At 55.7% G+C, this 23,891-nt stretch carries 18 protein-coding genes, 2 tRNA genes, 2 pseudogenes and 1 riboswitch; of the genes and pseudogenes, 8 read left to right on the top strand and 14 right to left on the bottom strand.

The genetic code is table 11. The annotated features are described in order from the left end of the window. Nucleotides 1–78 precede the first annotated feature (78 nt). Together CFELI_RS05420 and CFELI_RS05415 are read left to right on the top strand one after the other, a co-directional pair. A complete protein-coding gene (locus CFELI_RS05420; RefSeq protein ID WP_277105430.1) occupies nucleotides 79–894 on the top strand; it encodes an alpha/beta fold hydrolase in 816 nt (271 codons plus the stop codon). Between the two features lie 39 nt (nucleotides 895–933). Beyond that, nucleotides 934–2,616: a (2,3-dihydroxybenzoyl)adenylate synthase gene (locus CFELI_RS05415; RefSeq protein ID WP_277105431.1), complete on the top strand. Its 1,683-nt coding sequence runs from the start codon at nucleotides 934–936 to the stop codon at nucleotides 2,614–2,616. Between the two features lie 124 nt (nucleotides 2,617–2,740). Here CFELI_RS05415 and CFELI_RS05410 read toward each other — a convergent pair whose 3' ends face one another. Next, nucleotides 2,741–3,478, bottom strand: coding sequence for an MTB12 C-terminal domain-containing protein (locus CFELI_RS05410; RefSeq protein ID WP_277105432.1), 738 nt, complete (start codon nucleotides 3,476–3,478; stop codon nucleotides 2,741–2,743). A 177-nt stretch (nucleotides 3,479–3,655) separates the two neighbouring features. Between CFELI_RS05410 and CFELI_RS05405 the strand changes: the two are divergent. From CFELI_RS05405 to CFELI_RS05400, 3 genes and pseudogenes are all read left to right on the top strand, one after another. Beyond that, a pseudogene (locus CFELI_RS05405) lies at nucleotides 3,656–5,356 on the top strand (SIP domain-containing protein); the annotation flags it as partial. A gap of 261 nt (nucleotides 5,357–5,617) precedes the next feature. Next, a pseudogene (locus CFELI_RS13685) lies at nucleotides 5,618–6,259 on the top strand (ABC transporter ATP-binding protein); the annotation flags it as partial. After that, nucleotides 6,256–7,977, top strand: a complete 1,722-nt coding sequence (locus CFELI_RS05400) for an ABC transporter ATP-binding protein (RefSeq protein ID WP_277105435.1) — start codon at nucleotides 6,256–6,258, stop codon at nucleotides 7,975–7,977. The pseudogene CFELI_RS13685 and the gene CFELI_RS05400, both read left to right, overlap by 4 nt. Before the next feature lie 237 nt (nucleotides 7,978–8,214). On the opposite strand, the gene CFELI_RS05395 is transcribed toward CFELI_RS05400, so the two are convergent. The 3 genes from CFELI_RS05395 to CFELI_RS05385 all read right to left on the bottom strand — a co-directional run bounded on the left by CFELI_RS05395 (nucleotide 8,215) and on the right by CFELI_RS05385 (nucleotide 9,533). Beyond that, a tRNA-Glu gene (locus CFELI_RS05395) sits at nucleotides 8,215–8,287 on the bottom strand. 27 nt (nucleotides 8,288–8,314) lie between these two features. Then, nucleotides 8,315–8,386: transfer RNA gene (locus CFELI_RS05390), tRNA-Gln, on the bottom strand. Between the two features lie 100 nt (nucleotides 8,387–8,486). Continuing rightward, on the bottom strand, nucleotides 8,487–9,533 hold the full coding sequence (locus tag CFELI_RS05385) for a CE1 family esterase (RefSeq protein ID WP_277105436.1): 1,047 nt from the start codon (nucleotides 9,531–9,533) through the stop codon (nucleotides 8,487–8,489). Between the two features lie 48 nt (nucleotides 9,534–9,581). After that, a riboswitch (FMN riboswitch) is annotated at nucleotides 9,582–9,736 on the top strand. A gap of 128 nt (nucleotides 9,737–9,864) precedes the next feature. Here CFELI_RS05385 and CFELI_RS05380 point away from each other — a divergent pair. Continuing rightward, the gene (locus CFELI_RS05380; RefSeq protein ID WP_277105437.1) at nucleotides 9,865–10,608 is read left to right on the top strand and encodes a nicotinamide mononucleotide transporter family protein; all 744 of its coding nucleotides are present in this window, start codon (nucleotides 9,865–9,867) and stop codon (nucleotides 10,606–10,608) included. A gap of 55 nt (nucleotides 10,609–10,663) precedes the next feature. On the opposite strand, the gene gltX is transcribed toward CFELI_RS05380, so the two are convergent. Continuing rightward, the gene (gene gltX, locus CFELI_RS05375; RefSeq protein ID WP_277105438.1) at nucleotides 10,664–12,139 is read right to left on the bottom strand and encodes a glutamate--tRNA ligase; all 1,476 of its coding nucleotides are present in this window, start codon (nucleotides 12,137–12,139) and stop codon (nucleotides 10,664–10,666) included. 42 nt (nucleotides 12,140–12,181) lie between these two features. On the opposite strand from gltX, the gene CFELI_RS05370 reads away from it, so the two are divergent. Next, nucleotides 12,182–13,288, top strand: a complete 1,107-nt coding sequence (locus CFELI_RS05370) for an isochorismate synthase (protein WP_277105439.1) — start codon at nucleotides 12,182–12,184, stop codon at nucleotides 13,286–13,288. On the opposite strand, the gene CFELI_RS05365 is transcribed toward CFELI_RS05370, so the two are convergent. Beyond that, entirely contained in the window at nucleotides 13,262–13,822 is a 561-nt protein-coding gene (locus tag CFELI_RS05365) for a class I SAM-dependent methyltransferase (RefSeq protein WP_277105440.1), read from the bottom strand. The two genes, CFELI_RS05370 and CFELI_RS05365, sit on opposite strands and share 27 nt — an antisense overlap. A 73-nt stretch (nucleotides 13,823–13,895) precedes the next feature. Between CFELI_RS05365 and CFELI_RS05360 the strand changes: the two genes are divergently transcribed. Further along, nucleotides 13,896–14,666: a MerR family transcriptional regulator gene (locus tag CFELI_RS05360; protein ID WP_277105441.1), complete on the top strand. Its 771-nt coding sequence runs from the start codon at nucleotides 13,896–13,898 to the stop codon at nucleotides 14,664–14,666. A 68-nt stretch (nucleotides 14,667–14,734) separates the two neighbouring features. Here CFELI_RS05360 and CFELI_RS05355 read toward each other — a convergent pair whose 3' ends face one another. The 8 genes from CFELI_RS05355 to serA all read right to left on the bottom strand — a co-directional run bounded on the left by CFELI_RS05355 (nucleotide 14,735) and on the right by serA (nucleotide 23,785). Next, a complete protein-coding gene (locus tag CFELI_RS05355) occupies nucleotides 14,735–15,532 on the bottom strand; it encodes a fumarylacetoacetate hydrolase family protein (protein ID WP_277105442.1) in 798 nt (265 codons plus the stop codon). Between the two features lie 112 nt (nucleotides 15,533–15,644). Continuing rightward, the gene (locus CFELI_RS05350) at nucleotides 15,645–16,181 is read right to left on the bottom strand and encodes a hypothetical protein (protein ID WP_277105443.1); all 537 of its coding nucleotides are present in this window, start codon (nucleotides 16,179–16,181) and stop codon (nucleotides 15,645–15,647) included. 89 nt (nucleotides 16,182–16,270) lie between these two features. Continuing rightward, nucleotides 16,271–16,912: an exonuclease domain-containing protein gene (locus CFELI_RS05345; RefSeq protein ID WP_374724724.1), complete on the bottom strand. Its 642-nt coding sequence runs from the start codon at nucleotides 16,910–16,912 to the stop codon at nucleotides 16,271–16,273. 24 nt (nucleotides 16,913–16,936) lie between these two features. After that, nucleotides 16,937–18,796, bottom strand: coding sequence for a putative nucleotidyltransferase substrate binding domain-containing protein (locus CFELI_RS05340; RefSeq protein WP_277105444.1), 1,860 nt, complete (start codon nucleotides 18,794–18,796; stop codon nucleotides 16,937–16,939). Between the two features lie 42 nt (nucleotides 18,797–18,838). Then, nucleotides 18,839–19,855 (bottom strand): 3-isopropylmalate dehydrogenase, encoded by a 1,017-nt coding sequence (locus CFELI_RS05335; protein ID WP_277105445.1) that lies wholly within the window; start codon nucleotides 19,853–19,855, stop codon nucleotides 18,839–18,841. A gap of 66 nt (nucleotides 19,856–19,921) precedes the next feature. Further along, entirely contained in the window at nucleotides 19,922–21,055 is a 1,134-nt protein-coding gene (locus CFELI_RS05330; protein WP_277105446.1) for a SufB/SufD family protein, read from the bottom strand. 19 nt (nucleotides 21,056–21,074) lie between these two features. Then, a complete protein-coding gene (locus CFELI_RS05325; RefSeq protein WP_277105447.1) occupies nucleotides 21,075–21,803 on the bottom strand; it encodes an ABC transporter ATP-binding protein in 729 nt (242 codons plus the stop codon). 389 nt (nucleotides 21,804–22,192) lie between these two features. Next, on the bottom strand, nucleotides 22,193–23,785 hold the full coding sequence (gene serA / locus CFELI_RS05320) for a phosphoglycerate dehydrogenase (protein ID WP_277105448.1): 1,593 nt from the start codon (nucleotides 23,783–23,785) through the stop codon (nucleotides 22,193–22,195). Nucleotides 23,786–23,891 lie beyond the last annotated feature (106 nt).

Genomic DNA, 23,891 nt, shown 5'->3' with positions numbered 1-23,891 from the left:
AAAAGCTACTAAACGAGCCACAGTTTACGGTAGGCTAACCTAACTTGTACAGAGTTTGTTGTAAGAAAGGAACAACCAATGCCCCCATCGAGTGAGCAATTCGCCATCCACATCGAAGGCACTGGCCCCCTTGTCGTGCTGGTCATGGGCCGTGGCAGCCCTGGGCGCGTCTGGCACCCCCACCAAGTCCCCGCACTGACAGCCGCCGGCTACCGCGTCTTAACCTACGACACCCGTGGCACAGGGGCTACCGCCAACCACACCGGACCACTGAGCATTGACATGCTTGTCGACGACCTCGCACACATCATCACTGATCACGGTGGTCGCGCCTTCGTGGTGGGCACCTCCCTCGGCGCCCGCATCGCCTTACACTTCGCCGCAGCACACCCCGACAAAGTTTTAGGTGTCGTGGCCGCAGCCGCTCATGGTGACCTCACCGCTATCCAAATGTCCATGAGCCGACATGCCGCAGACGTCTACGAACTCCTGATTCCCCAGCACCGCGAGTTTCTCGCAGCCATGGAAGCAGTACGCAACCTCTCCCCCGCCACACTCGCCAACCCGCGTGCCGCACGCGACTGGCTCGATCTCCTCACTTTTTCCCTCACCGCACCCACATCCGGCGCACGCGCACAAAACAACCTTGACCACGGCGTCGACACGCATGGATCGCACCAACATGCCACCTACGCCACCATCACCGCACCCACACTGGCCATCGCCTACGGCGACGACAGCGTCATCCCGCCTGCCCAAGTCGCCGACACCGCCGCCACCATCCCCGGCTGCACAATGATCACCATCCCCAACGCTGGGCACTACGGATACCTCGAACAACCCCACGCCTTCAACAGCGCCGTCATCGACTTCCTCAACCAACACAGCGCATAAAACCCACATTCAGCACACCACGGCAAGGACCCACACACCATGACCACACACACCCCACACAACGCACAGCACAACGCACTCAACGACCTGACCACAGGATTCATCCCCCGGCCAGCACACCAAACCAGCGCCTACACACACCTGTATGACACCCACCCCTTAAGCGACCTCGCCTTCGCCCAAGCCCAGCGCACACCAGAAAAACTCGCCATCATCGACGGCGAACGCCACATCACCTACCGCACGCTCTGCCACGCCGCAGACCAATTCGCACACCACCTCACGTCCACCGGAACCACCAGCGGCGACCGCATCATTCTCCACCTACCCAACAGCGCAGCCACCCTCACTGCTTTCCTCGGATGCTTGCGCGCCGGCGTCGTGCCCATCATGGCCATCCCCGCACACGGACAACGCGAACTCACACACTTCATCACCACCGGAACACCCACCCAGCTCTACACCGACGACAGCCTGCTAAACCCCACCGACATCAACACGCTCGCACAGACGCACTGCCTCATCCACCACACCACCGTGGACTTGTGCAACCGCCTCCTCGACGAAGCAAGCCACAACCACCAGCCAGTACTCACCCACGCCAAGGCGTACGCAGCCGGACAACTCAGCGCACCAACCCCCGATCCCGGCCTCCCCGCACTGATGCTAGTATCCGGCGGAACCACCGGGCTTCCCAAACTCATCGCCCGCACCCACCAGGACTACCGACTCAACGTCACCAGCGCCTCAGCTGCCACCAAACTCCAACCCGGCGACGTTTACCTAGCAGTACTACCCCTTTCCCACAACTTCCCACTCTCCAGCCCCGGCGCGCTAGGAATCTTCCAAGCAGGCGGAACCGTTGTGTGCACCACCAACCCCAGCCCCGAATCCTGCTTCCGCCTCATCGAGACCCATCACGTCACCATCACCTCCCTCGTGCCCGCACTCGCACAACTATGGACCGCCGCCACAGCCTGGGAAAAAGCCGACCTCAGCAGCCTACGCACCCTCCAAGTCGGCGGGGCGCGACTCGCCCCCGAAACCGCACGCAGCATCGACGCCGCCTTCAACCACAGCCTCCAACAAGTATTCGGCATGGCCGAAGGACTCCTCTGCTTCACCGACCCTGAAGACACCGACCGCGAACGCGTCTGCACCACCCAAGGTGCACCCATGTGCACACATGACGAAATCCGCATCGTCGACCACAACGACAACGACGTTGCATGTGGCACCGACGGCGAACTCCTCACCCGCGGCCCCTACACCATCGCCGGATACTACCGCGCAGCCGAACACAACCGCCACGCCTTCACCGCGGAAGGCTACTACCGCACCGGCGACCGCGTCCACCGCACCAAAGACGGACACATGGTTGTCAGTGGACGATTCAAAGATGTGATTATTCGCGCCGGGGAGAATGTCACCTGCTCGGAAGTGGAAGATGTACTGCTTTCCCACCCGGGAATCTACGATGTGGGGCTGGTTGGGCTCGCCGACGACCTCCTCGGCGAACGCATCGTCGCTGCAGTGATCCCGACACAAGGACACACTCTTACGCTGGCTGAGCTACGCACGTTCGTCATCGATGCCGGACTAGCAGCCTTTAAAGCGCCCGATGCGCTTGTTATTCGCACCAACTTGCCCACCACGAGTGTGGGCAAATTGGATCGGAAGAAACTTCGCGAACTTCTTGCTGCAACCGAGACGGATAACTAGTAGAAAAACACCCGTGTGAGCACTGGTTTTTCCTCGTTCTCACACGGGTGTTTGCGTCCTAGCTGTGGTGTTTTTCTTGAAATGCTCAACACACCACCGGCTGTTTTCCTTGCCCGCCTCTTTACTATGAGGGGCTGACGGTACAGGTGGTTTGTGCCATTTCGGCAAGCTCACACACGCTGGTGTTGCTGAGTTTCCACTGCCCGTGCTCGCGAATAAAGTTCACGGGTTGCTCCTTGCTTCCCATCCCCGCCAAGGTGAGGGTCAGGGTCGCTTTCATAATTTCTCTGCTGACAACAACCGAACCATCGGTGACTCGCCATTTGTATACCAACTTGTATTTATCCAGCACTTTGCCAACTTCGCGCACCGTTGGCACTGCGGCTTCGCCACCTTCAAGACCCACTGCCACTACGTGGTCTTGGGCTTCTGGATCAAGCATGGACTGGAGGATTTCTTGAACATCCGCAGCATTAAGCGTGCCCGTTGAGTGCTGCTTTTTCTCCCCTGTGTGTGCTGTACCTGCCTGTGTGGACTGGTTCATGTTTTCTGCCGATCCGGATAGCGCAATAGTCACCCCATGGTTGAGCATGCTGAATGCTCCCATCATGACCACGAGTGCTGAGGCTAAGGCGACTGCCCCCGTGGAGGCAATGACCACTGGCCAGGCGATGGTTCGCTGCTTGGGATAGGAGTGTTCTTTCTTCCGACGGCGCGCAAAGCGGGCTAGTTTTTTGCGTGGTGTGGCAGTTTTTTCCTCGTCGTTTTCTTCGCCTGTGTCGAAAGGAGTAACGAGGTCAAAGTGCATAATTTCGGTGTCGGTGCTTGCTTTTTTCGGCATGATTCCCCACAAAATCGGCATTGTTTTTTAGGGTAGTCTAGCCTAAACTCACTGGGCATGACTACTACTTTTCCCCACCCCTGCATCCTGCCGACCTTCCTCCTACCCACACGGTTGGCCACCAACCCACAGCACAAAAGAAAACACACCTACTTTTCCTCCCACAACCACCACAATTAAACAAAGGGGATAACAAGCATGAGTAAAGGTTTTCAAGGAGCAGTACTGCGTGCCCTAGGGGCGAAAGAACATCGAGCCACGGTCACCGGCACATCGTGGATTGCCCCGCACGTCAAACGAGTTGATTTTCACTCCCCCGACCTCCTCGACCCACAGGGGGAATCACCCAGCGCCTGGGTACGCGGCTGGTTTCCCGACCCTTTCGGGAAAAGCACCCTCCACCAGCGCGGCTACACCTTTTTAGAATCAAACTCCGATACCGGCGAATTTTCCATCGCCTTCCTCATTCACGACCCCGCCGGACCTGCATCCCAGTGGGCTATCACAGCCCAGGTCGGTGAGGAGATTGTCTTTCAACGCTACGGCAGCCAAGGTTTTATCCCTTCTGATCCACCCCCTGCTGGCTACCTCCTTGTTGGCGATGCCGCATCGTGGCCGGCAATTTCCTCAATTATTGCCAGCCTTCCTTCCGGCACCCCAATTAAGGTGCTCATGGAGCTTTTCCACGAACAGGATCGTAACCTCCCCTTCCCTACGCACCCCGATGTGGAGATTGCGTGGATTCCCACTCGCGAGGATTCCCGCGCACTCCTCAACGCCCTCAGTGCGGGCGACTATCATGGCTGGCGTACGTGGGTCGCTGCAGAAACAACAGCCACCCGCCTTGTGCGCCAGGCTTTACAGATTGATCATGGGCAAAACAAGGGCACAATGTATACCCAAGCCTATTGGGTGCACGGCAAAGCTATGGGCAAACAAGTGGAAATTGAACTGGAATCCGAAGCACCACAGCCCGACTCAACCCCACCAAATACCCCACGCAATACCCACAGCACTACCCCAAGCCCGCAGGCTGGTGCTACCCACAGCCCGCAACCAGCACGCCCAGTAGCACCCACCCCAAAACCGAAAGCTATCAACGTTTTACGCCCGGCGCGCCTCGCGCTGATTGCAGGTGGTGTTGCCCAAGGGCTGTTGTCCTTGCTTGAGATTGCACCACTGGTGTTGTTTGCTGAGCTTGCCCGGAGAGTTGTTGCTGGCGCGCAGCTTGATGAATTGCTGTCATTAGCGGTGATTGCTGCGGTGATTATGGCTATCGGTGCGTTGGGAACATCACTGTTGGTGCTGGCGTTGCACGTTCATGATGTGCGTTTTAGTGCGGCGTTGCGTGCCCGTGTGTTGCGCAAGCTGACGCGTGTGCCGCTGGGGTGGTTTCGGCGTCGTCAAGCTGCCGATGTGAAGAAGGTGGTGCAGGATGATGTGGGGTCGTTGCACTATTTAGTCACGCATGCGGTCCCAGACTTGGTGGCTGCGGTGGTCACGCCGGTGGGGATGTGCGTGTATTTATTCACCATCGAGTGGCGTTTGGGTGTGGTGTTGTTGGTGCCGGTGATCACTTATGTAGTGGTGATGGTGCGCATGGCTACCAGCGACAAGCCTCGGCTACAGCAGATGCTGCGCTTTAATGCAACGTTGTCGGGTGATGCGCAGCGGTTTATTGCTGGGCAGAATGTGGCGCGGGTGTTTGGCGATAATGCCACTGTTAATCTTCCACGCACTCTTAATGATATGCGGTCGTTTTTAAGCACGTGGCAGCTGTCAACGATTAATGCGAAGGCGATGAGCCTTCAGCTCAACCGGCCGATGACGGTGATGGTGCTGCTAGGTGTTGCGGGCACGGCGTTGATTTCTGCTGGCTGGATGCCCGCAGCTGATCTGATCCCCTTCCTCATTGCGGGTACGAGTTTCGGGCACCGACTAGTGTCTGCTTCCTACGCTGTGGGTGGTTTGCAAGCAGGGTTTCAGGCGCGAGCGTCCTTAGAGCTAGTCTTGGGCGAACCTGAGCTTGCCCCGCCATCACGTGATCCCGCACAACTTCCTGCACCGTCCTCGCCAGCCGATATCCGTTTGCATCAGGTCTCCTTCGGCTATGGCTCAGGCCAGAAGGTTGTAGAAGATGTTTCTTTAGCGCTCGCGCCGGGGACGGTGACTGCGATTGTGGGCCCGTCGGGTGCGGGGAAGTCGACGATTGCGGCGTTGGTGGCGCGATTGTGGGACCCTGATTCGGGGTCGATCACGCTCGATGGTGTTGATCTGCGGGATATTCCGGAGGGGCAGTTGCATTCCCATATTGCGCTGGTGTTGCAGGATGTGCAGCTGGTGCGGGGCACGATTTTTGACAATATTGCGCTTGGTCACCCCGATGCGACGCGTAAGCAGGTGATTGAGGCGGCCCGGGCGGCGTGTATTGATCAGGTGATCGCAGCACTTCCGCAGGGTTATGACACGGTGGTGGATCGGGATAGTTTGTCGGGCGGGCAGCGTCAGCGTCTTGCGATTGCGCGTGCTTTGTTGGGTAATCCGCGGGCGGTGATTTTGGATGAGGCGACGGCTGCTGCTGATCCGGATTCGGAGTGGGCGATTCGTCAGGGTCTTAATCGCTTGCTTGCTGGGCGCACGGTGCTCGTGATTGCGCATCGTTTGCACACGATTGCTGGCGCGGATTCGATTGTTGTGCTCGATCAGGGTCGTGTTGTTGAGCAGGGCACGGATGCGTCCTTGCGTGCCCAGGGTGGTGTGTATGCACAGTTGGTTGCGAGTGCGAAGGAGGCAGTGCAATGATTTTAGAAGATTTTCGGGTGATCACCGGCCCTACGCGGTGCCGGGATCGTTGGCTATTTATTGGGCTCACCTGCGTGTCGGCTGTGGTGCAGGCGGGCGCGGTGCTGATGGTTGTGCCGTTTTTCCGCGCACTTTTCAGCGATCATCCTGCTTTCGCGTGGCCGTGGTTGCTGGCACTGGTCGGTGTGGTTGCCGTTGTGTGGCTTATCGACGCCGTTGCTATGCGTGCTGGTTTACGCTTAGGTTTGGCGTTGCTGGAAGAAATTAATCGCACCGGTGTTGATGCGGTTCGGCATCTTGATCCTGGCCAGTTGCATGGTGTGAAGGCCTCGCAGCTGCGGGAGCTGCTTTCCACCGGTGGGGTGGAGGCTGTCTCAGCCGTGGTGTTGTTGGTCAGCCCGATTCTGCATGCCTGTGCTTTTATTCCGATGCTCAGTGTGCTACTTGTCCTGATTTCGTGGCAGCTTGCTGTCGCTGCTTTGGGTGCTGGTCTTATTCTTGCTTTTGCGTTTGTGCTGAGCCGACGCGCGGTTGAACGCGCTGATCAGGCGTATGCTTTAGCGACGGAAAAGCTGAATGATCACGCTTTCGATTTCGCTTGGGCCCAACCTACATTGCGCACAACTGGTGTGGCGGCTGTAGCGCTCGATGAGCTTCTGAAAACTTCTCGCACCCGCGGTTTGAAGCTGGTGGCGTGGCAGATCCCTGGGGAAACACTGTTTAGTATCACGACCCAGATTATTCTCATTGGTTTCGGTGCTGTCACTGGCTGGCTGTATCTTAGCGATAGGTTGGATGGTGTGACCGCAGCAGCCATGATTATTGTGCTTTTGCGCATCGTGGAAACTGTCGGCTCCCTTTCCCTTCTTGCCACCCCGCTGGCCACAGCCAACCGTCGGCTTTCTTTCGTGCGTGAACTTGCCGAACAACAACGCTCTCGTACACCACTGCCACCAACCCCACGCGATATCGCACACACCGCACCGGCTATTTCCACTACCGATCTCTCCTATACCTACCCTGATGGCACCGTGGCGTTGAAGGATGTCAGCGTCACGATCCCCGCTGCTGGCATCACTGCCATTGTGGGTAGTTCTGGTTCTGGTAAGTCGACGCTTCTCGATATTCTTGCCGGACTCCGCGAGCCCACAACTGGCTCTATTGCTTGGGATGGCACCTCTGCTGTTGCTGCGCAACGTCTGCGCAACACCTCGATCATGTTCCAAACAACTGAGTTGCGCCCTGGCACTTTGCGTGAGAATGTTACCCCTGATGGCGGGGTGGATGAGCAGGCTTTGGGTGTTCTTGCGCAGCAAACACAGTTGACTGAAGTGTTGGCTCATCTTGGCGATGGTTGGGATTCGCGCGTGGGTGAGGGTGGCAGCACGCTATCTGGCGGTGAGCGTCAAAGGGTGGGGCTTGCTCGTGCTTTGGCCAAACCTGCGGGTGTTGTGCTTGTCGACGAGGCTACCTCAGCGTTGGATGCTATTACTGAACGTTTAGTGGTGGATGCGTTGGGCCAGTTGCGCGGGCAGCGCACTATTGTGGCTGTAACGCATCGCCCGGCGGTGATCACTATTGCTGATAACGTGGTGGTTTTGGATGCTGGCCGCGTGATTGAGTCTGGTTCTGTTGATGAGCTTCTCAACCGCAACGGCGCGTTCGCCCAACTGTGGCAGCGGTGGAAAGCCATTGAGCAATGGCAGGTCAGCTCCTAAAACCCAGCCAGTCCAGCACACCAATGGGCACAAGATCCTTGTTGTACGCTTGTGCCCATTGGTACGAAATCTGCGGTTTAAGGGACAAAAAGTGTGGATAAATCACTTCGTTTATTCTCCCCTACCTTTCACCAACGTGATATGAATACTCCGCCGTTTAACCCCTGCTAGACGACGGGAAAAATGCAGGTAGATAAGACAAAAACCTCCAAGAATTTCTTCTTGGAGGCTAATTTGTACCCCGTACGGGATTTGAACCCGTGTTACCGGCGTGAGAGGCCGGCGTCCTAGGCCGCTAGACGAACGGGGCATAAGGACAGTGAAAAAAATTCACCAGCTGGCCTACCAGGACTCGAACCTAGAATGAGGGTACCAGAAACCCTAGTGTTGCCAATTACACCATAGGCCAAACATCACACACCAACTACTCAAGGCAATTGTTCTGTGCAACGAGGAAAACTATAGCTAGATACTGGGCGCAAACGCAAATTCACACCCCACAGCACACGCTACTTCGAATGCCGCGATAAGAAACCCCACACCTCATGCGGCACCACCGGATCCACATTCCACACGTGCGGACGGTTATCCACTCGAATATGCTGCGTCTCCGCACGGCAGCCCTGATACACAAAACGCTCACCACCAGGGAAACCAGACACATGAGTATCAAACACACGACACCCATTACGCATAGCCTGGAAATCAGAAGCAACACGCGCCGGATAATACGCCGCACCGTGGCGAATACCGCCACCATAATTAATCACACTATCGCCCGTCGAATGGATATACAGCCCCGGCATCGGCGCACCAATACAACCACCCAAGGTGGGGAAATAATACGCAGCCGACACAGCAGCCACCGCAGCAAACACCTCAGGCATCCGGCAGCCCACCGCCGTAGCCAAACCCCCACCATTACTCATACCGGCGGCATACACCCGGTTGCGATCAATCCGATACTCCCGATCAACCTCATCCACAATCTTTCGCACAAACCTAAAATCAGCGCCCTCACCCCCAACAGCGTACGGAGCGCCCTCCCAGGCACCCGCTAAACCCTCAGGGTAAACCACAATCGCATCATTCCAGGCAGGGGTTTCAGAAAAGCGAGAATCCTGGAGAAAATCCTCAGGGCTCACCTTCCACCCATGGAAAGCGAACAACACCGGCATGGGATGCGCCGGAGAATAATTCGCACCCACATGCAGAATATAGCGACGGGCAACACCATCATCACTGACCGTATCAATGCTGGCCGTCTGCCCCGGAGCAACCCGAGGGTGTGGATTAAAACTTCCATCGTCCCCATAGCGGGCAGGATTGTGGGCAAAAATAGCGTCGCGCACCTCCACCGAAGCAAGGGCGGGAGCGGGAAGCTCCTCCACCTGAGGAGCATCACTAGTGTTCGCAGACGTAAGATTCATCGCCTCAGCCAGCGGAGGTCGGTCCGCGATATGAAGCGGGGCAATCAGCCCCACCCCAAGGAGCGCACCGAACAACACGCTCAACACAACAGAGCGCGCCCGGAAGATCTGAAAGCGAGAATTCATAATGCTGAACCATTTTAGTTCAAACATGCACACTTTGCTATTATGAAGAAACGTTCTCAGGGCGGGGTGAAATTCCCCACCGGCGGTAATTTCCCTTTCACAGGGAAGAGCCCGCGAGCGCCACCACAGAAATGAGGTGGGTCTAGCAGATTGTGGTGAGATCCCACAGCCGACGGTCATAGTCCGGATGAAAGAGAGTGTCGATACACCCATGCCTTGAGGAAAATCGAGCACCGTTGCTCCATTTTCCTCATTTTTTATGTGTGCATCGTACTTTTTGTACACCTTGAGGATTTACGTGTACCTACAACTTTGGAAAAGAGTTTTCACAGTGAATCTTCTCAACTCATTCCTCGACGCCACACTCGTCATTGGCGGCGTCCCCATTCTTTGGCGCGAAATCATCGGCAACGCATTCGGCCTCGCATCCGCCATCGGTGGAATGAAACGCGTCGTATGGGCATGGCCCGTCGGTATCGCAGGCAACCTCCTCCTGTTCACAGTGTTCCTCGGCGGTGTATTCAACACCCCACAAAACCTTGACCTCTACGGCCAGGCAGGCCGCCAAGTCATGTTCCTCATCGTCAGCCTTTATGGCTGGTGGTCGTGGTCGCGGGCAAAGTCCGCTGGTGTGAAAGAACCACAACAAACCGACCCCTCCCGCTCGATCGTCACTGAACCACACGAAGATATCGCAGCGGTGCAACCACGCTGGGCAACACATAAAGAGCGCATCGGCATGGTGCTGTTCGCCATCATCGCCACCATCGTCTTTGCATGGATCTTCCAATCCCTCGGCTCCTGGGGCCCGCTGGCCGATGCTTGGATCTTCACCGGCTCCATCCTTGCCACCTACGGCATGGCACGTGGCTGGACTGAATTCTGGCTCATCTGGATCGCAGTCGATATCGTGGGTGTCCCACTGCTGCTTTCTGCAGGCTACTACCCATCGGCTGTTCTCTACATCGTCTACGGATTCTTCGTCTCGTGGGGCTTCGGCGTCTGGGTGAAAATCCAGCGCGATGAGAAGAAAAAATGGGCTGATCTTTTAGAATCTCAAACGCAGAAAGTATAAAGCCTAAGTAATAAAAAATGTGGGGCGCGATGATCGCGCCCCACAATTTTTTAATTTAAGCGGTAAACGGGGTGGCTGCGCGCGCTGCACGCAAACGAGCCAAGGTGGACTCTTTACCCAACAGTTCCATCGACTCAAACAATGGTGGGGATACAGCCTGACCGGAAATACCCACGCGCAAAGCACCAAAAGCCACGCGAGGCTTCAGCTGCAGCTTCTCAATCAGAGCAGCAGACAATGCGGCCTCAATCTCAGCGGTAGTCCACTCCTGGACTGCCTCGAGTGCTGCAATGCCAGCGTCCAGTGGCTCGATTGCGGATTCCTTCAGGTTCTTCTTTGCAGACTTCTCGTCCAGAACCAGATCCTCATCCTTGGTCACAAGGAAGCTCATCAGTCCCCAGGCCTCCGACAGTGTCTTGATGCGGGTCTGCACCAATTCCGCAGCGAAAGCGAACTTATCGGCTGGGTAATCCGCTGGGAAGTCGAAGTACTCAGTCAAATACGAGCGCAGACGCTGGGTGAAGTCTTCCAGATCAAGCAGACGAATGTGGTCAGCGTTGATCGCTTCCAGCTTCTTCTGGTCAAAGCGTGCAGGGTTGCCCAACACGTCAGCGATGTCGAAGTTCTTCACCAGTTCATCAACGGAGAAAATATCCTTGTCACTCGACAGTGACCAACCCAGCAGTGCCAGGTAGTTCAGTATGCCCTCAGGGATGATGCCGTTGTCGCGGTGGTTGAACAGGTTCGACTGTGGGTCACGCTTGGAGAGCTTCTTGTTGCCCTCGCCCATCACGAAGGGCAGGTGGCCGAAAGTTGGGGTTTGCTTCGCCACACCGATTGCCTTCAGCGCCTCGTAGAGTGCCAGCTGGCGTGGGGTGGATGGGAGCAAGTCTTCGCCGCGCAATACGTGGGTAATGCCCATCAGTGCGTCGTCAACGGGGTTGACAAGGGTGTACAGGGGTGCGCCGTTGGAGCGGGCCACCACATAGTCGGGCTGGGTGGACGCTTTGAATTCGATCTCGCCACGCACAAGATCGTTCCACTTCCAGTCCTGCTCAGGCATACGCAAACGCCACACTGGCTGGCGGCCTTCTGCTTTGAATGCTGCGATTTCTTCCTCGGTGAGGGTGCGGTCGTAGTTGTCGTAGCCCAGCTTCGGGTCGCGACCTGCGGCCTTGTGGCGGGCCTCAACTTCTTCCGCGGTGGAGTATGCGGGGTAGACGAATCCGGCGTCGATAAGCTTCTGCAGCACGTCAGCGTAGATGTCCATGCGCTGGGACTGGCGGTACGGCTCGTGTGGGCCACCTGTGACCACGCCTTCGTCCCAATCCATGCCCAGCCAGGTCAGGGAGTCGATGATGGCCTGGTAGGATTCCTCGGAATCGCGGGCGGCATCGGTGTCTTCGATGCGGAAAATCAACTTCCCACCCATGTGGCGGGCATACGCCCAGTTGAACAGGGCGGTGCGAACCATACCAACATGGGGGGTTCCGGTGGGTGACGGGCAGAAACGTACGCGAACTTCAGACATGGTTTCACATCTTAATACACACCTGAACTAGAGTTGATTCTTATGACTTCTCGCCCCAGCACCGCCCCCGACTTCTTGCTTTCTCGAGCACATGGATCGGTGCGTACCCAGGGTGCGAGCCACACATTCACTGATCCTTTTCAAGCCTCCGCGGCACTCAAAGCACGCAAGGTGCCGATGGTTGTCGGGGCGCTGCCTTTTTGCACGGGATCAGACTGCGCGCTTAAAGTTCCGGAGTCTATTGTGCGCACCGACGGCCCGCTTGAGCCGCCTGCGCATTATCGGCTCATGCACTTGCCCGAGGCGAAAATTGTGGCTGAGCACCCCTCTGAGCTGGGGCATTTTGCGAATGTTGATGCGGCGATTGGCACGATTAGAAACACTCAGGCGTTAAAGATTGTGTTGGCGCGTAGTTTAGATGTGGAGTTTTCCGAGCCTGTTGATCCGCGCCTGATTGCTGCGAAATTGATTATGCTTTCGCCTGATTACAATGGGTTTTTGGCAGACATTTCCACTGATGCTAACCCGAAGTGGTTGGTGGGTTCTTCCCCGGAAGTGTTGGTGCGTCGCCAAGGTTCCACGGTCACCTGCTACCCCCTTGCGGGGTCTGCGCCGAGGAATCCGAACAAGATTCGGGATCGGATCATTTCCCGCGATCTGCTTTCGAGCATGAAGGATTTGGATGAGCACCGTTATGTGGTGGAGCATATTCGCGCGGTGCTGGCACCGTTGTGTTCGACGTTGACTGTTCCCGACTTCCCGGAGCTGACTTCGACTGCTGAAATGTGGCATTTAGCCACCCCGATTAGTGGCACGTTGAAGGACCCGAAAAAGACGAATGCGCTGGATTTGGCGTTGCTTTTGCACCCTACCCCCGCGATTTGTGGCACGCCGCGGCACTTGGCTGAGACGGTGATTTTGGAGGCGGAGCCGGTCGATCGTGGTTTTTATGCTGGCGCGGTGGGCTGGTGTGATGATTTCGGCGATGGGGAGTATATGGTGGCGATCCGCTGTGCTGAAACTGATGGTAAGACTGTGCGCACGTGGGCGGGCGGTGGGCTGGTGGGCAGCTCCGATCCCGCTGAGGAGGTTCAGGAGACTACTGCGAAGTTGCGCACGATTTTACGTGCGTTGGGCCTTGATCACTAGATCGTGGGTGTGTGCTGCGCCCTGTCCCCCATTGATTGTGCGCTTCGCTTCCCCGAAGTAGTCGATGTGGAAGTCGTCGGGTAGCAGGTTTTTAAGTTTATCTGGGGTGAGGAAGTCACCTATGGGGCGTTGATGGTGCTCGGCCATGCGGCTGATGTCTGTGTGGTGTACGACCAGCAGCGTCCCGCCGGGATTAACAGTGTTGATGAGTGCGGTGAGGGTGGCGGCGTCGGCAAGCAAGGGGGTGTAGAAGGCGATAACGAGATCGTAGCTGGTTAGTGGTGCTTTATCGAAGGTTGCTTCGATGACGTTGATGTCAGGGTTTAGCTCGCGGATGCGTTGTGCGGCTGTTGGGGAGGGTTCAACGGCGGTGACGGTGATGCCGCGTGTATGGAGCCAGTCGGCGTCTGCGCCTTCGCCGGCGCCGATGTCGAGTGCGGTGCGGGCTGTGACGTGTTCGGCGTGAATGGTCAGCGCGTGGTTGGGTTCGCCGCTCCAGATGTTTTCGGTGCTGTGTTCGTACATGTCGTGCATAGCTGGTTATTGTAGTGGGACGTGTGTGTTCGTTTGTGCCCTCACGTGGGGTGAGGATGGTGGAATGGTGGGTATGCACGACAAAACTGTGGGTGAAGTTGCCGCCGAGTTCGGCTTAACTGTGCGTACGCTGCACTATTGGGATGAGATTGGTTTGCTGAGTCCGAGTTTTCGTAGCTGGCAGGATCATCGTCTTTATACTGCCGATGATGTTGCTAGGTTGCGGTCGATTGTGATTTTTCGGGCTATTGGGATGCCATTGAGGCGCATTGCTGAGCTTGTCGACGCCGACAGCAGCGTTGATGTGCGTGCTTACTTGCGCGCGCACAAGGCGTTGTTAGAGGAAAAGAAAAGTCAGATCGACGGTATGTTGTGCGCCATTGATGAGTTATTGGAAAAGGAGTTTCCTGTGTCTACTGAAGACATCAGCGCAATCATGGGCCCTTACTACCGTGCTGAGGATGAGGCTGAAGCGCAACAGCAGTGGGGTCATACCGAGGAGTGGCGCATCAGCCAGCGCACTAAGCACTCTATGAGCCGTGATGATTGGGCTCAGTTACGCGAGCGCACCGAGGCTGTGGAGCAGGAGTTAGCTGAAGCGTTTGCTCGTGGTATTCAACCAGGTTCGGCGCAGGCGAATGCGTTGGCGGAAAAGCACAGGGCGGTGATGAGTGCGTTTTTCCCCATGACTTTAAGCAAGCACCGCATCATTGCCCAGTCTTATACCGCTGATCCGCGTATTCAATCCCACTATGATTCGCGGGCAGTTGGGCTTGCACAGTGGCTTCAATCGATTATTGAGGCCAATGCCAACGCCCAGGATGCGCCTTTGGGGTGGCAGTAAAGATAAAAATATTCCCCTCGTTCACCAGTGCCAGTAAGCGCATAGGTGATCGGGGGGAATTGTTGCTTTTATGCTCGTTCGACGGGGTTTCCGAGCTTGCCGATGCCAGGGATTTCGATTTCGATGAAGTCGCCTGGTTCCATGGGTGCGGTGCCTGCTGGGGAGCCGGTGGAGATGATGTCACCGGGCAGCAGGGTCATGGAGGCGGTGATGAACTCCACGATCTGACCGATGTTCATGATCATTTGGTTGGAGTTGGAGTCTTGTTTCGTTTCCGTCACATCGCCGCGTGTCAGGTGTGCTTTGATGGGCAGGTTGTCGGTGTCGATGGCGTCGAGGTTGGTTTCGATCCAGGGTCCGAGTGGGGCGAAAGTGTCGATGCCTTTTGCGCGTGACCATTGGCCGTCGGCGAACTGGAGGTCACGTGATGATACGTCATTGATGACGGTGAAGCCGCGGACTACTGACTTCCAGTCTTCAGCTTTCACGTTTTTGCAGGGTTTGCCGATCACGAGTGCGAGTTCGCCTTCGAACTCTACGTTGGTGGCGAATTCTGGGATTTTGATTGCTGCCCCAGGGCCTACGACTGCTGTGGGTGGTTTGAGGAAGAGTGTGGGTGGCAGGTGTTCTGCGGATTTTTTGAATACTTCTGCTACGTGGTCGGCGTAGTTGCGTCCGATGGCGATGATTTTGCTGGGTAGCATCGGGGCGAGAAGGCGCACGTCCTTCATGGCGTATTCTTTTCCGGTGTATTTCGGGTCAGTGAATGGGGTTCCTTCAATCACTTTGCATTGTTCTTCGCCTTCGGCACCTTCTACGGTGCAGAAGAACATTCCGTCGGGTGTAGCAATTCGTCCAAAGCGCATAGTGTCGAATAGTACCGCATTGACTAAATTGTTCCTATGAAAAATAAGGGAATACCCCCGCGCTTTGGCAGCTGAGGCCTGTGCGCGGGGGTTTGTGACGCTATTTGTGTGATTAGCGGCGGAAGGTTGCGTTGAAGAAGTTGACAACCTGGTCGAAGATGCCGCGCAGGTTGCCCAGGCTCAGCAGCAGGCCGCCGATTGCAACTGCAACGATTGCAGCGAATACGCCTGGCTTGTGCAGTGCGTCGACGACAGTCTTGGCGCGCTCAGCGTGCTTCTCAGAAGAGGTAGCCTTTGCAGCCTCATCTTGGGTCTGATCTGCGCCAGTCTTTTCGGCGTCCTTCTTTTCGGAAGAAGAAGCAGGCTTCTTGACATCTTCCTTCTTATCGGAAGAGCCCTTCTTGTCAGCATCCTGACCCTTGTCACCATCCTGACCGTTGTCAGCACCCTGACCATTGTCAGCATCCTGATTATCAGCCTCGGAAGGCTCCTGATTCTCAGAACCAGCTTCGGCGCCTTCCTTGGCGGGGGCGGTAGCGGTAGGGGTGGCGGTGGTTTCAGGCGCAGCCTCTTCAGCGACAGCCAAAGGTGCGAAAGCAACAGCAGCTGCAGTGGTCAATGCGATAGCGCTCAAACGAAGATTCTTCATAACAAGAGCCTTTCAAAATATGTGTGTGCAAAACGGGACACACTCACGCTAACACATAAGGATTTTCTTAAGTTTTTCCTACCCCCGTCTTAATATTGCAGGGATTTTACGGTTAAAGCCTTCGTTTGGGACACCTGAGCAAGATACAACTCCGCACAAGCTAAAGCATCCGTTAACGCATTATGATTCCGATAATTCGGCAGGTGATAGCGATTACGCACACGTGCTAAACGCAAATCCTCACCACGCGGATACGTGCCCATGCGCTCCATATGACGCCGCTCAATTGCGAACGTGTCAACCACCGTGGATTCGAAGGGGCCATCGAAGTGACGTCGACATGCTGAATCTAAAAATGTGACCTCAAGCCGTGAAAAGTGATTCAACATCACCCGCCCCTGAAGCGCATCAAGCAATTGCCCAACCGCCTCAGCCTCATCTACCCCCGAAGCAACCATATCGTCAGTCAAATGATGAATCGTCGCCGACTCCCCCACCGCAGCACCTTTGACCAACACATAACCAGCGCCCGACAAATCAATCTCACGACCATTAATCGGAACCCAACCAATCGACAAAATCCGATGCTGCTGCGCATCCAAACCCGTGGTCTCCATATCCACCGCCAACAACGGCAAATCACTCAAACCAGCACTCGGCTTCGGCACCTGGCTATCATAAAACTCCGCAAGCTTACCCTTAGCCCGCGGTCGCCGACGAAAATTAAACACCTGAAACAACCCTCCCACAAGCCACTAAATGCTACGCACCGGATACTTCGTCGCCAACGCAGTCTGCATATTCTTAATAATCTGGAAAGCATCCCGCAAATGCTCCCGATCCATCTTGCTCAACACATTCGGATCAATATGATACGTAGGCGCCTCACCCCGACGCACCTGCTCCGCCTGCTGCTGCAACGCAATCACATTCAAAAAATCAAAAGCATCAATCAAATCCTGGGCACCCTTCACACTCACAGCACCCTTACCGCCAGCCTGCACCAAACGCTCACGCGTCGACACCGCCGTCACCCCCGACGACAAAGCAAACAACCGCGCCATCTGCACAATCGCAGCAGTACCCCCCTTCTTCACATCCAACGTATTGGCATACTCACCACCACGATCCACAACAAAACCACGGAAGAAACCCAACGGCGGTTCCCGGCGCGCCGCCAAAGTGGCCAAATGCGCATGCATACGACCAGCATGCTGCGCCATCTCACAAGCCGCCAAGTGAACCCGCTCAGCAAGCGCCTCATCGCCATAAATCGCGCGGAAATCAAAGAAGGTTTGGGCATGCAGCAACGCATCAGGTTCCGGTGCGGAAATCCAGCCACGGAACGTCTCAATCCACTGCGACTCAGTTTTACGCCACTCAGGATTCGATGCCATCATGTCGCCCGGACACAGCACCTGACCAGCAGCATCAAGGGAAGTACACACATACTCACCCAGTTGCCGGAAATAGTCACCGTGTACGGCCTCGTCGTAGGCGTCGTCAAGCACAAGTGCATTATCCTGATCAGACGCCAAACCCATACCGCGACGCCCCTGCGAGCCAACCACCACAAAAGCATAAGGAATAGGCGGAGCCCCAAACTTTTCCTCCGCCAACGTCAAAATACGCCGCGCCAAGGAATCCGCAGCAACAGTAAGCAAACCCGCCACCTCTTCCGGGGTAGCGCCACGCTCAATAAAGCGCACAGCCACATCATCAGCGGAAGAAAAGACCTCCGCCAATTCCTCAATCGTCGACTTCCGCGACAAATCCGCGGTGACATAAATCGGATCATTGCGCAACAGACGCATAATATCCGGGGAGCTGACAATGCCCACCAACTTCCCATTATCAACAACAGGAAGATGGTGAATACCCAGCTCCGACATAGCAATCATCGCCTCAAAAGCATGTGAATCGCTCGTTGCCGTGCGCAAATTCGAGGTCATAATCTCCGACACCAGGCGCGAAACATCCAAATTGACCGCCACCACTTTCTTCCGCAGATCACGATCAGTAATAATGCCCGCCAACTGCCCATCATCACTTGTAATCAACAACGACGACACATTCTTCTCCTGCATCACCACAGCAGCCTGCTGAATACTTGCTTCAGGATGAATCGTTGCAGGAGTAGTAATCATGAACTCCGACAACTTGGTGCGCAAAATGTCATTACTGCTATCCGTGCGCAAACTGTGCGCGGCAGCATTCATACGCTTCGACTGCGAGGAGAAGAAACGCGCAAAATCCTCATACTTATTCGCAACCGCCAAAAAAGCTTCACGCGGAAGGGTCAGCAACAAACTATCCTCAACCGCAACCATGGAATAACGCAGCTGGTTATCCCCCATCAAAGTGGAATAGCCGAACGCACGCCCCGATTCCCGGCGATCCAGCAGCGTCCCCTCTTCATCCAGAACATCCACAGCACCGGAACGAATAACAAAACACTTATCATTAGCTTCCCCAAAGCCAATGATCGTCTCCCCCCGGCGGACATACTCCATCCCCATGAGGCTCGGCAGAGCCTTCAACTCATCTTCAGGAAGATGCGAAAAAGGCTCCGCGGCTGCGAGGAAATCACGTACTTCGTCTAATTCAACAGTCATGCGCAAAATCCTAGCAGGTGACCTGCAGCACGGGGAACGATTTTACGTAAGGAAGCTCACAACTCTATCGCCAACCTCGACCGTACGCACCTGAGCACTGGTACGCGACGACACTTCCTTCTCCACCGCCTGCTCAATCTTGCGGGCATTGTCCTCATCACCCACATGGCGCAGCAGCATCGCCGCCGACAAAATAGCCGCCGCCGGATCAGCACAACCTTGACCAGCAATATCAGGAGCTGAGCCATGGACAGGCTCAAACATGGAAGGATTTTTACCGGTGGCATCAATATTTCCACTCGCCGCCAAACCAATGCCGCCTGTGACCGCGCCCGCCAAATCGGTGAGGATATCGCCAAAGAGATTGTCGGTAACAATCACGTCATAACGAGAAGGATCAGTCACCATATAAATAGTGGCCGCATCAATGTGGTTGTAATCAACCGTCACCTCAGGAAATTCCTCAGCCACCTCATCCACAGTGCGCTGCCACAAAGATCCAGCATTAACCAACACATTGGTCTTATGCACCAAGGTCAGGTGCTTACGACGCGCTTGGGCGCGGGCGAACGCATCACGCACCACGCGCTCAACACCATAACGGGTGTTTTGCGAAACCTCACTCGCCACCTCATGCTCAGTACCCTCGCGCAGCACACCACCGTTACCGCAGTACAAACCCTCGGTACCTTCACGCACCACCACGAAATCAATATCGCCAGGCTCACTCAGTGGCGACTGCGCCGTTGGGTACAACTTAGACGGGCGCAGATTCACATGGTGATCCAGAGCGAAACGCATCTTCAGCAGCAAGCCACGCTCCAAAACCCCCGGTGGAACCTGATCTGGAGCGCCGATGGCACCAAGCAGGATCGCATCGTGCTCGCGTAGTGACTCCAGATCCGCTTCAGTGAGAAGTTCGCCGTTACGCAGGTAGCGACGAGCACCGAGATCGTAGTCTGTGGTTTCAATATCGTCACGAACCGCGTGCAAAACCTTCAAGGCTTCAGCAGTCACTTCCGGCCCAATGCCATCGCCACCAATAACAGCAAGTTTCATTCTGTGAAACAACCCTTCTCACTATGCGGACTATTTGGAGGGTAGTTTAGCACCACAGGGAAAAAATTACATCTTCTCCGCACCCCTTGCCGCCGACACCAGATCCTCCACCGTGCGTCGCACCGACTGTGGAATCCGCTGATCGTCCAAATTCAAAAACCCTTGCACAATCAAGTCACGGGCATGATCCTCATCAAGACCCAACGCACGCAAATAATCCAGCTTCTCATCATCAATCATGCCCACCGACGCCTCATGCGACAGCTGCGCCCCCGCCGTCATCGCATCCAAAGCCGGCACCGACTCCACCCGGCCCGTCTGAGCCAGCATCAAACCATCACATTCCAAAAATCCCTTCACCCCAGACACCGCAGCCTTTAAGGTCGAACGATTAATAATCGTTCCCCCATCAGCAACCATGCGCGACACCTGCTCAGCCTGTGCACCTTTATCACTCAACTCCACCACGGAATTGATCTCACGAACAGTCTCATTCGGCGCGAACACAATGCTGTGGCTGGTATAAGCCGAATCGGCACCCACCTTGGTCACGGAATCCGACACATGCTTCTTCAAACCAGACACGGCCACCGATACCGAACTCACCTTCGCGCCTTGGCCAATGCTCGTGCGATCATAGGAATGCACAGTCATCTGCTCACCCCAACGATCCACATCAATCGAACGCACCACTGCCCCATCACCAATGAACGTTTCTTGCACCGACACATGCGTGGCATGCGTCAGCGCAGGGGCAACCGCCGAACCCGAGACATGATCAACCACGGCATTTTTACCAATCACCGTAATATCGTGCACGAACTGGCGTTCCTGTGGTTTGGTCATCACCGTAAACGACTGGGTCGGGCGCGAAACCTTCGCCCCATCCTTAATCCAGGTAAACGTGCCCAACGGCTCCCTCGTAGATTCAAATGCGCGACGCATAATCTCATCCTCTTCAGGGGAAATCTGGCTAAACACCAACTGTTGCACCCACGGATATTCAATCAGCGCGTGAGCTAAAGGCATGACCACCACATCGGGATCATTCGAACTGACAGCGGCAAAACCATGATCGACCATAATGCTGGTGCCCGAGCGCTGCTCTTCTGGCAACCACCCGACCGCAGCCAACAAATCAGGAGTCACACTTTTCGGGCCAATCCCGCCAGCATGAACGGGAACTACGTGCTGTGTCATTTCTTTTTCCTTCCTTCTTTCACTCGTTCACCGAAGCCGACTGGTAACCCACACGGCGAATACGATCAAACAACTCATGCGGATCAGCCGTCTGGACAATACGACCATCAATCATTAAATGCGCACGGGTGGCATTGACTTGATCCAAAATGAAGCCCGTGTGCGTAATCGCCAACACAGCCCGCTGCTCCCCCGACGACGTGGGGGTTTCCAACAACTGGTTAATCGCTTGGGACACCACACCCACATGTTCCAAATCCACCCCTGATTCCGGCTCATCAAACAAACACATGGAGGCATCGTGGAGAGCCAGCTTGGCCACTTCCCACCGCTTCGTTTCACCCCCAGAGAAACCGGAGTTAATATCCCGATCAACGAGATAACCGATACTCAACAAATCCGCCACCTGATCGAGACGATCATCAGCCCCGATCGCATGAGCAAGGCGACGCACAGTCACCCCCTCAATGGCCGGTGGGCGCTGGAAAGCCAACCCCATACCCAACCTGGCGCGTTCATCAATATCCAATTCATGAATATCTACCCCTTGAAGGGTGACGGTGCCTTCCACAATCTTAAAAGGCGAAATTCCCATCAATCCACACAGCAAGGTAGATTTGCCCGAGCCATTTGGGCCTACCAAAATATGACATTCACCAGGAAAAATATCAAAAGAAATGTCCTGGCAAATCACTCGATCCTCAACAGCAATGCTGAGATTACGTACAGATAACAACGGCTGAGACATCGTCGCCTCACGTCCCTTCGTCTTTGTCTTTGAGCCCCTTCACTCACGGCAATGCACATGTTCAGCACACACCCCCTACGATGTGTACTTCGCTGTTGTCAGTACCGCCACATCAGGGAGTGAGTATTGTGTGGCATAACACATCACCGTGCGAAGAAGCACGATATTTTCACCCCACCTGAACCACCTTAGTGTTGCAGGTGGATGGTGACTGAAGCTTATTAGGGCAATGGAGACAGGTACTATCTATAATCTCTCCCACGAAAGTAGTACCTCTATACCTCAATCTTAAGCCGGAATTCGCCACAGGGGGTAGACACAGGAAAACCCTGCCTTCATAAACACAGAAGACAGGGAAAGGGGGTAGAGAAAATTCGCAGTGCTGGGGTTTAGCCAAGATCCAGCTGGAATGCCTCAGCGTTAAGATCCGCAGCAATAGAGTTCAGAAGCTCCTTGGATACTTCTTCCTCCACACGCAGAATCAACACGGCACCATCGCCACCAGATTCCTGGGTCAAGGCAGCAGCAACAATATTCACACCGGCTACGCCCAGAGCGGTACCGACCTTACCCAAAGCACCTGGGGCATCAGCGTAGTTGAAGAACAGGTTACGGCCAGCAGCGCGCAGATCAATGCCACGGCCATTAATACGTACGATCTTTTCCACGCGATCCAAGCCAGTCAGTGCACCGATAACAGAAACGCGGGTGCCATCCGCAGCAATCGCGGTGACATCCAGCACGGAGCGGTGCGAAACCGACTCAGGGGCGGTGCTAACCTCAACCTTCACGCCACGCTCTTCGGCGATGGTTGGGGCGTTGACGAAAGTAACCTGCTCGTCAATGATTCCGCTGAACAGGCCACGCACGGCAGACAGACCCAGAACGTCAACATCCTCGGTGGATAGCTCGCCACGAGCCTCAACTTCAAGGCGCACAGGTGCCTTGCCCAGCATATTGCCAGCGACGAGGCCAAGCTTGCGAGCCAGTTCCAGCCAGAGTGCGACCTCTTCACCAACACGACCGCCGGATACGTTGACTGCATCGGCCACGAATTCGCCAGCCAGTGCCTTGAGTACGGAATCGGCAACGTCGGTGCCAGCGCGGTCCTGAGCTTCAACGGTGGAAGCGCCAAGGTGTGGGGTCACCACAACTTCAGTTAGGCCAAACAGTGGCGAATCGGTGCAGGGTTCAGTTTCAAACACGTCGAAACCTGCGCCACGGATGTGGCCGGACTTAATGGCATCTGCCAGCGCCTGCTCATCGACAAGGCCACCGCGGGCAGCATTGATGATGATCTGACCCTTCTTTGCCTTTGCCAACAACTCCGCATTAAACATGCCTGCGGTTTCTTTGGTCTTGGGCAGGTGAATGGTGACAAAATCAGCGCGAGCCATGAGGTCTTCAAGATCAGTCAACTCGACACCAAGCTGTGCTGCACGTGCAGGGTTAGCATAAGGATCGTAGGCAATGATGGTGGTTTCAAAAGCAGCAAGGCGCTGTGCAAACAGCTGGCCGATGTGGCCGAAGCCGACGATACCAACGGTCTTGCCGAAAATTTCCACGCCGTTGAAAGCGGATCGCTTCCAGGTTGCTTCACGCAGGGTCTTGTCCGCAGCAGGAATCTGTCGTGCGGTAGACAGCAGCAAGGAGATTGCGTGCTCACAGGCGGAATGGATGTTGGAGGTTGGGGCGTTAGCAACCATCACACCGCGTTCGGTGGCGGCTGCGATGTCGACGTTGTCGAGGCCTACGCCTGCACGACCAACGATTTTGAGTTTGCCGGCTGCATCCAGCACTTCACGGTCAACGGTAGTGGCGGAGCGCACGAGCAGTGCGTCTGCTTCAGGAACAGCTGCGAGGAGTTCTGCACGGTTTGGACCGTCGACCCAGCGCACCTCCACCTGATCTCCGAGCGCGTCGACTGTCGATTGCGCTAGTTTGTCTGCGATTAGAACTACAGGTAGGCCATTCTGGCTCACGTTGAAACTCCCGGGAATACCTTAGGATGTCCGTTTCTAGGCGACACGACCGCGCCTTCCTAGAACCGGGTCCGCGCCTTGTCTTTCGCTGGCACGCGACTAGCAA

The organism is Corynebacterium felinum (genome assembly GCF_030408755.1).
Lineage (GTDB): Bacteria > Actinomycetota > Actinomycetes > Mycobacteriales > Mycobacteriaceae > Corynebacterium > Corynebacterium felinum.
Note: the sequence above shows the minus strand (reverse complement) of the source record. Positions and strands in the feature narration are given on the sequence as shown.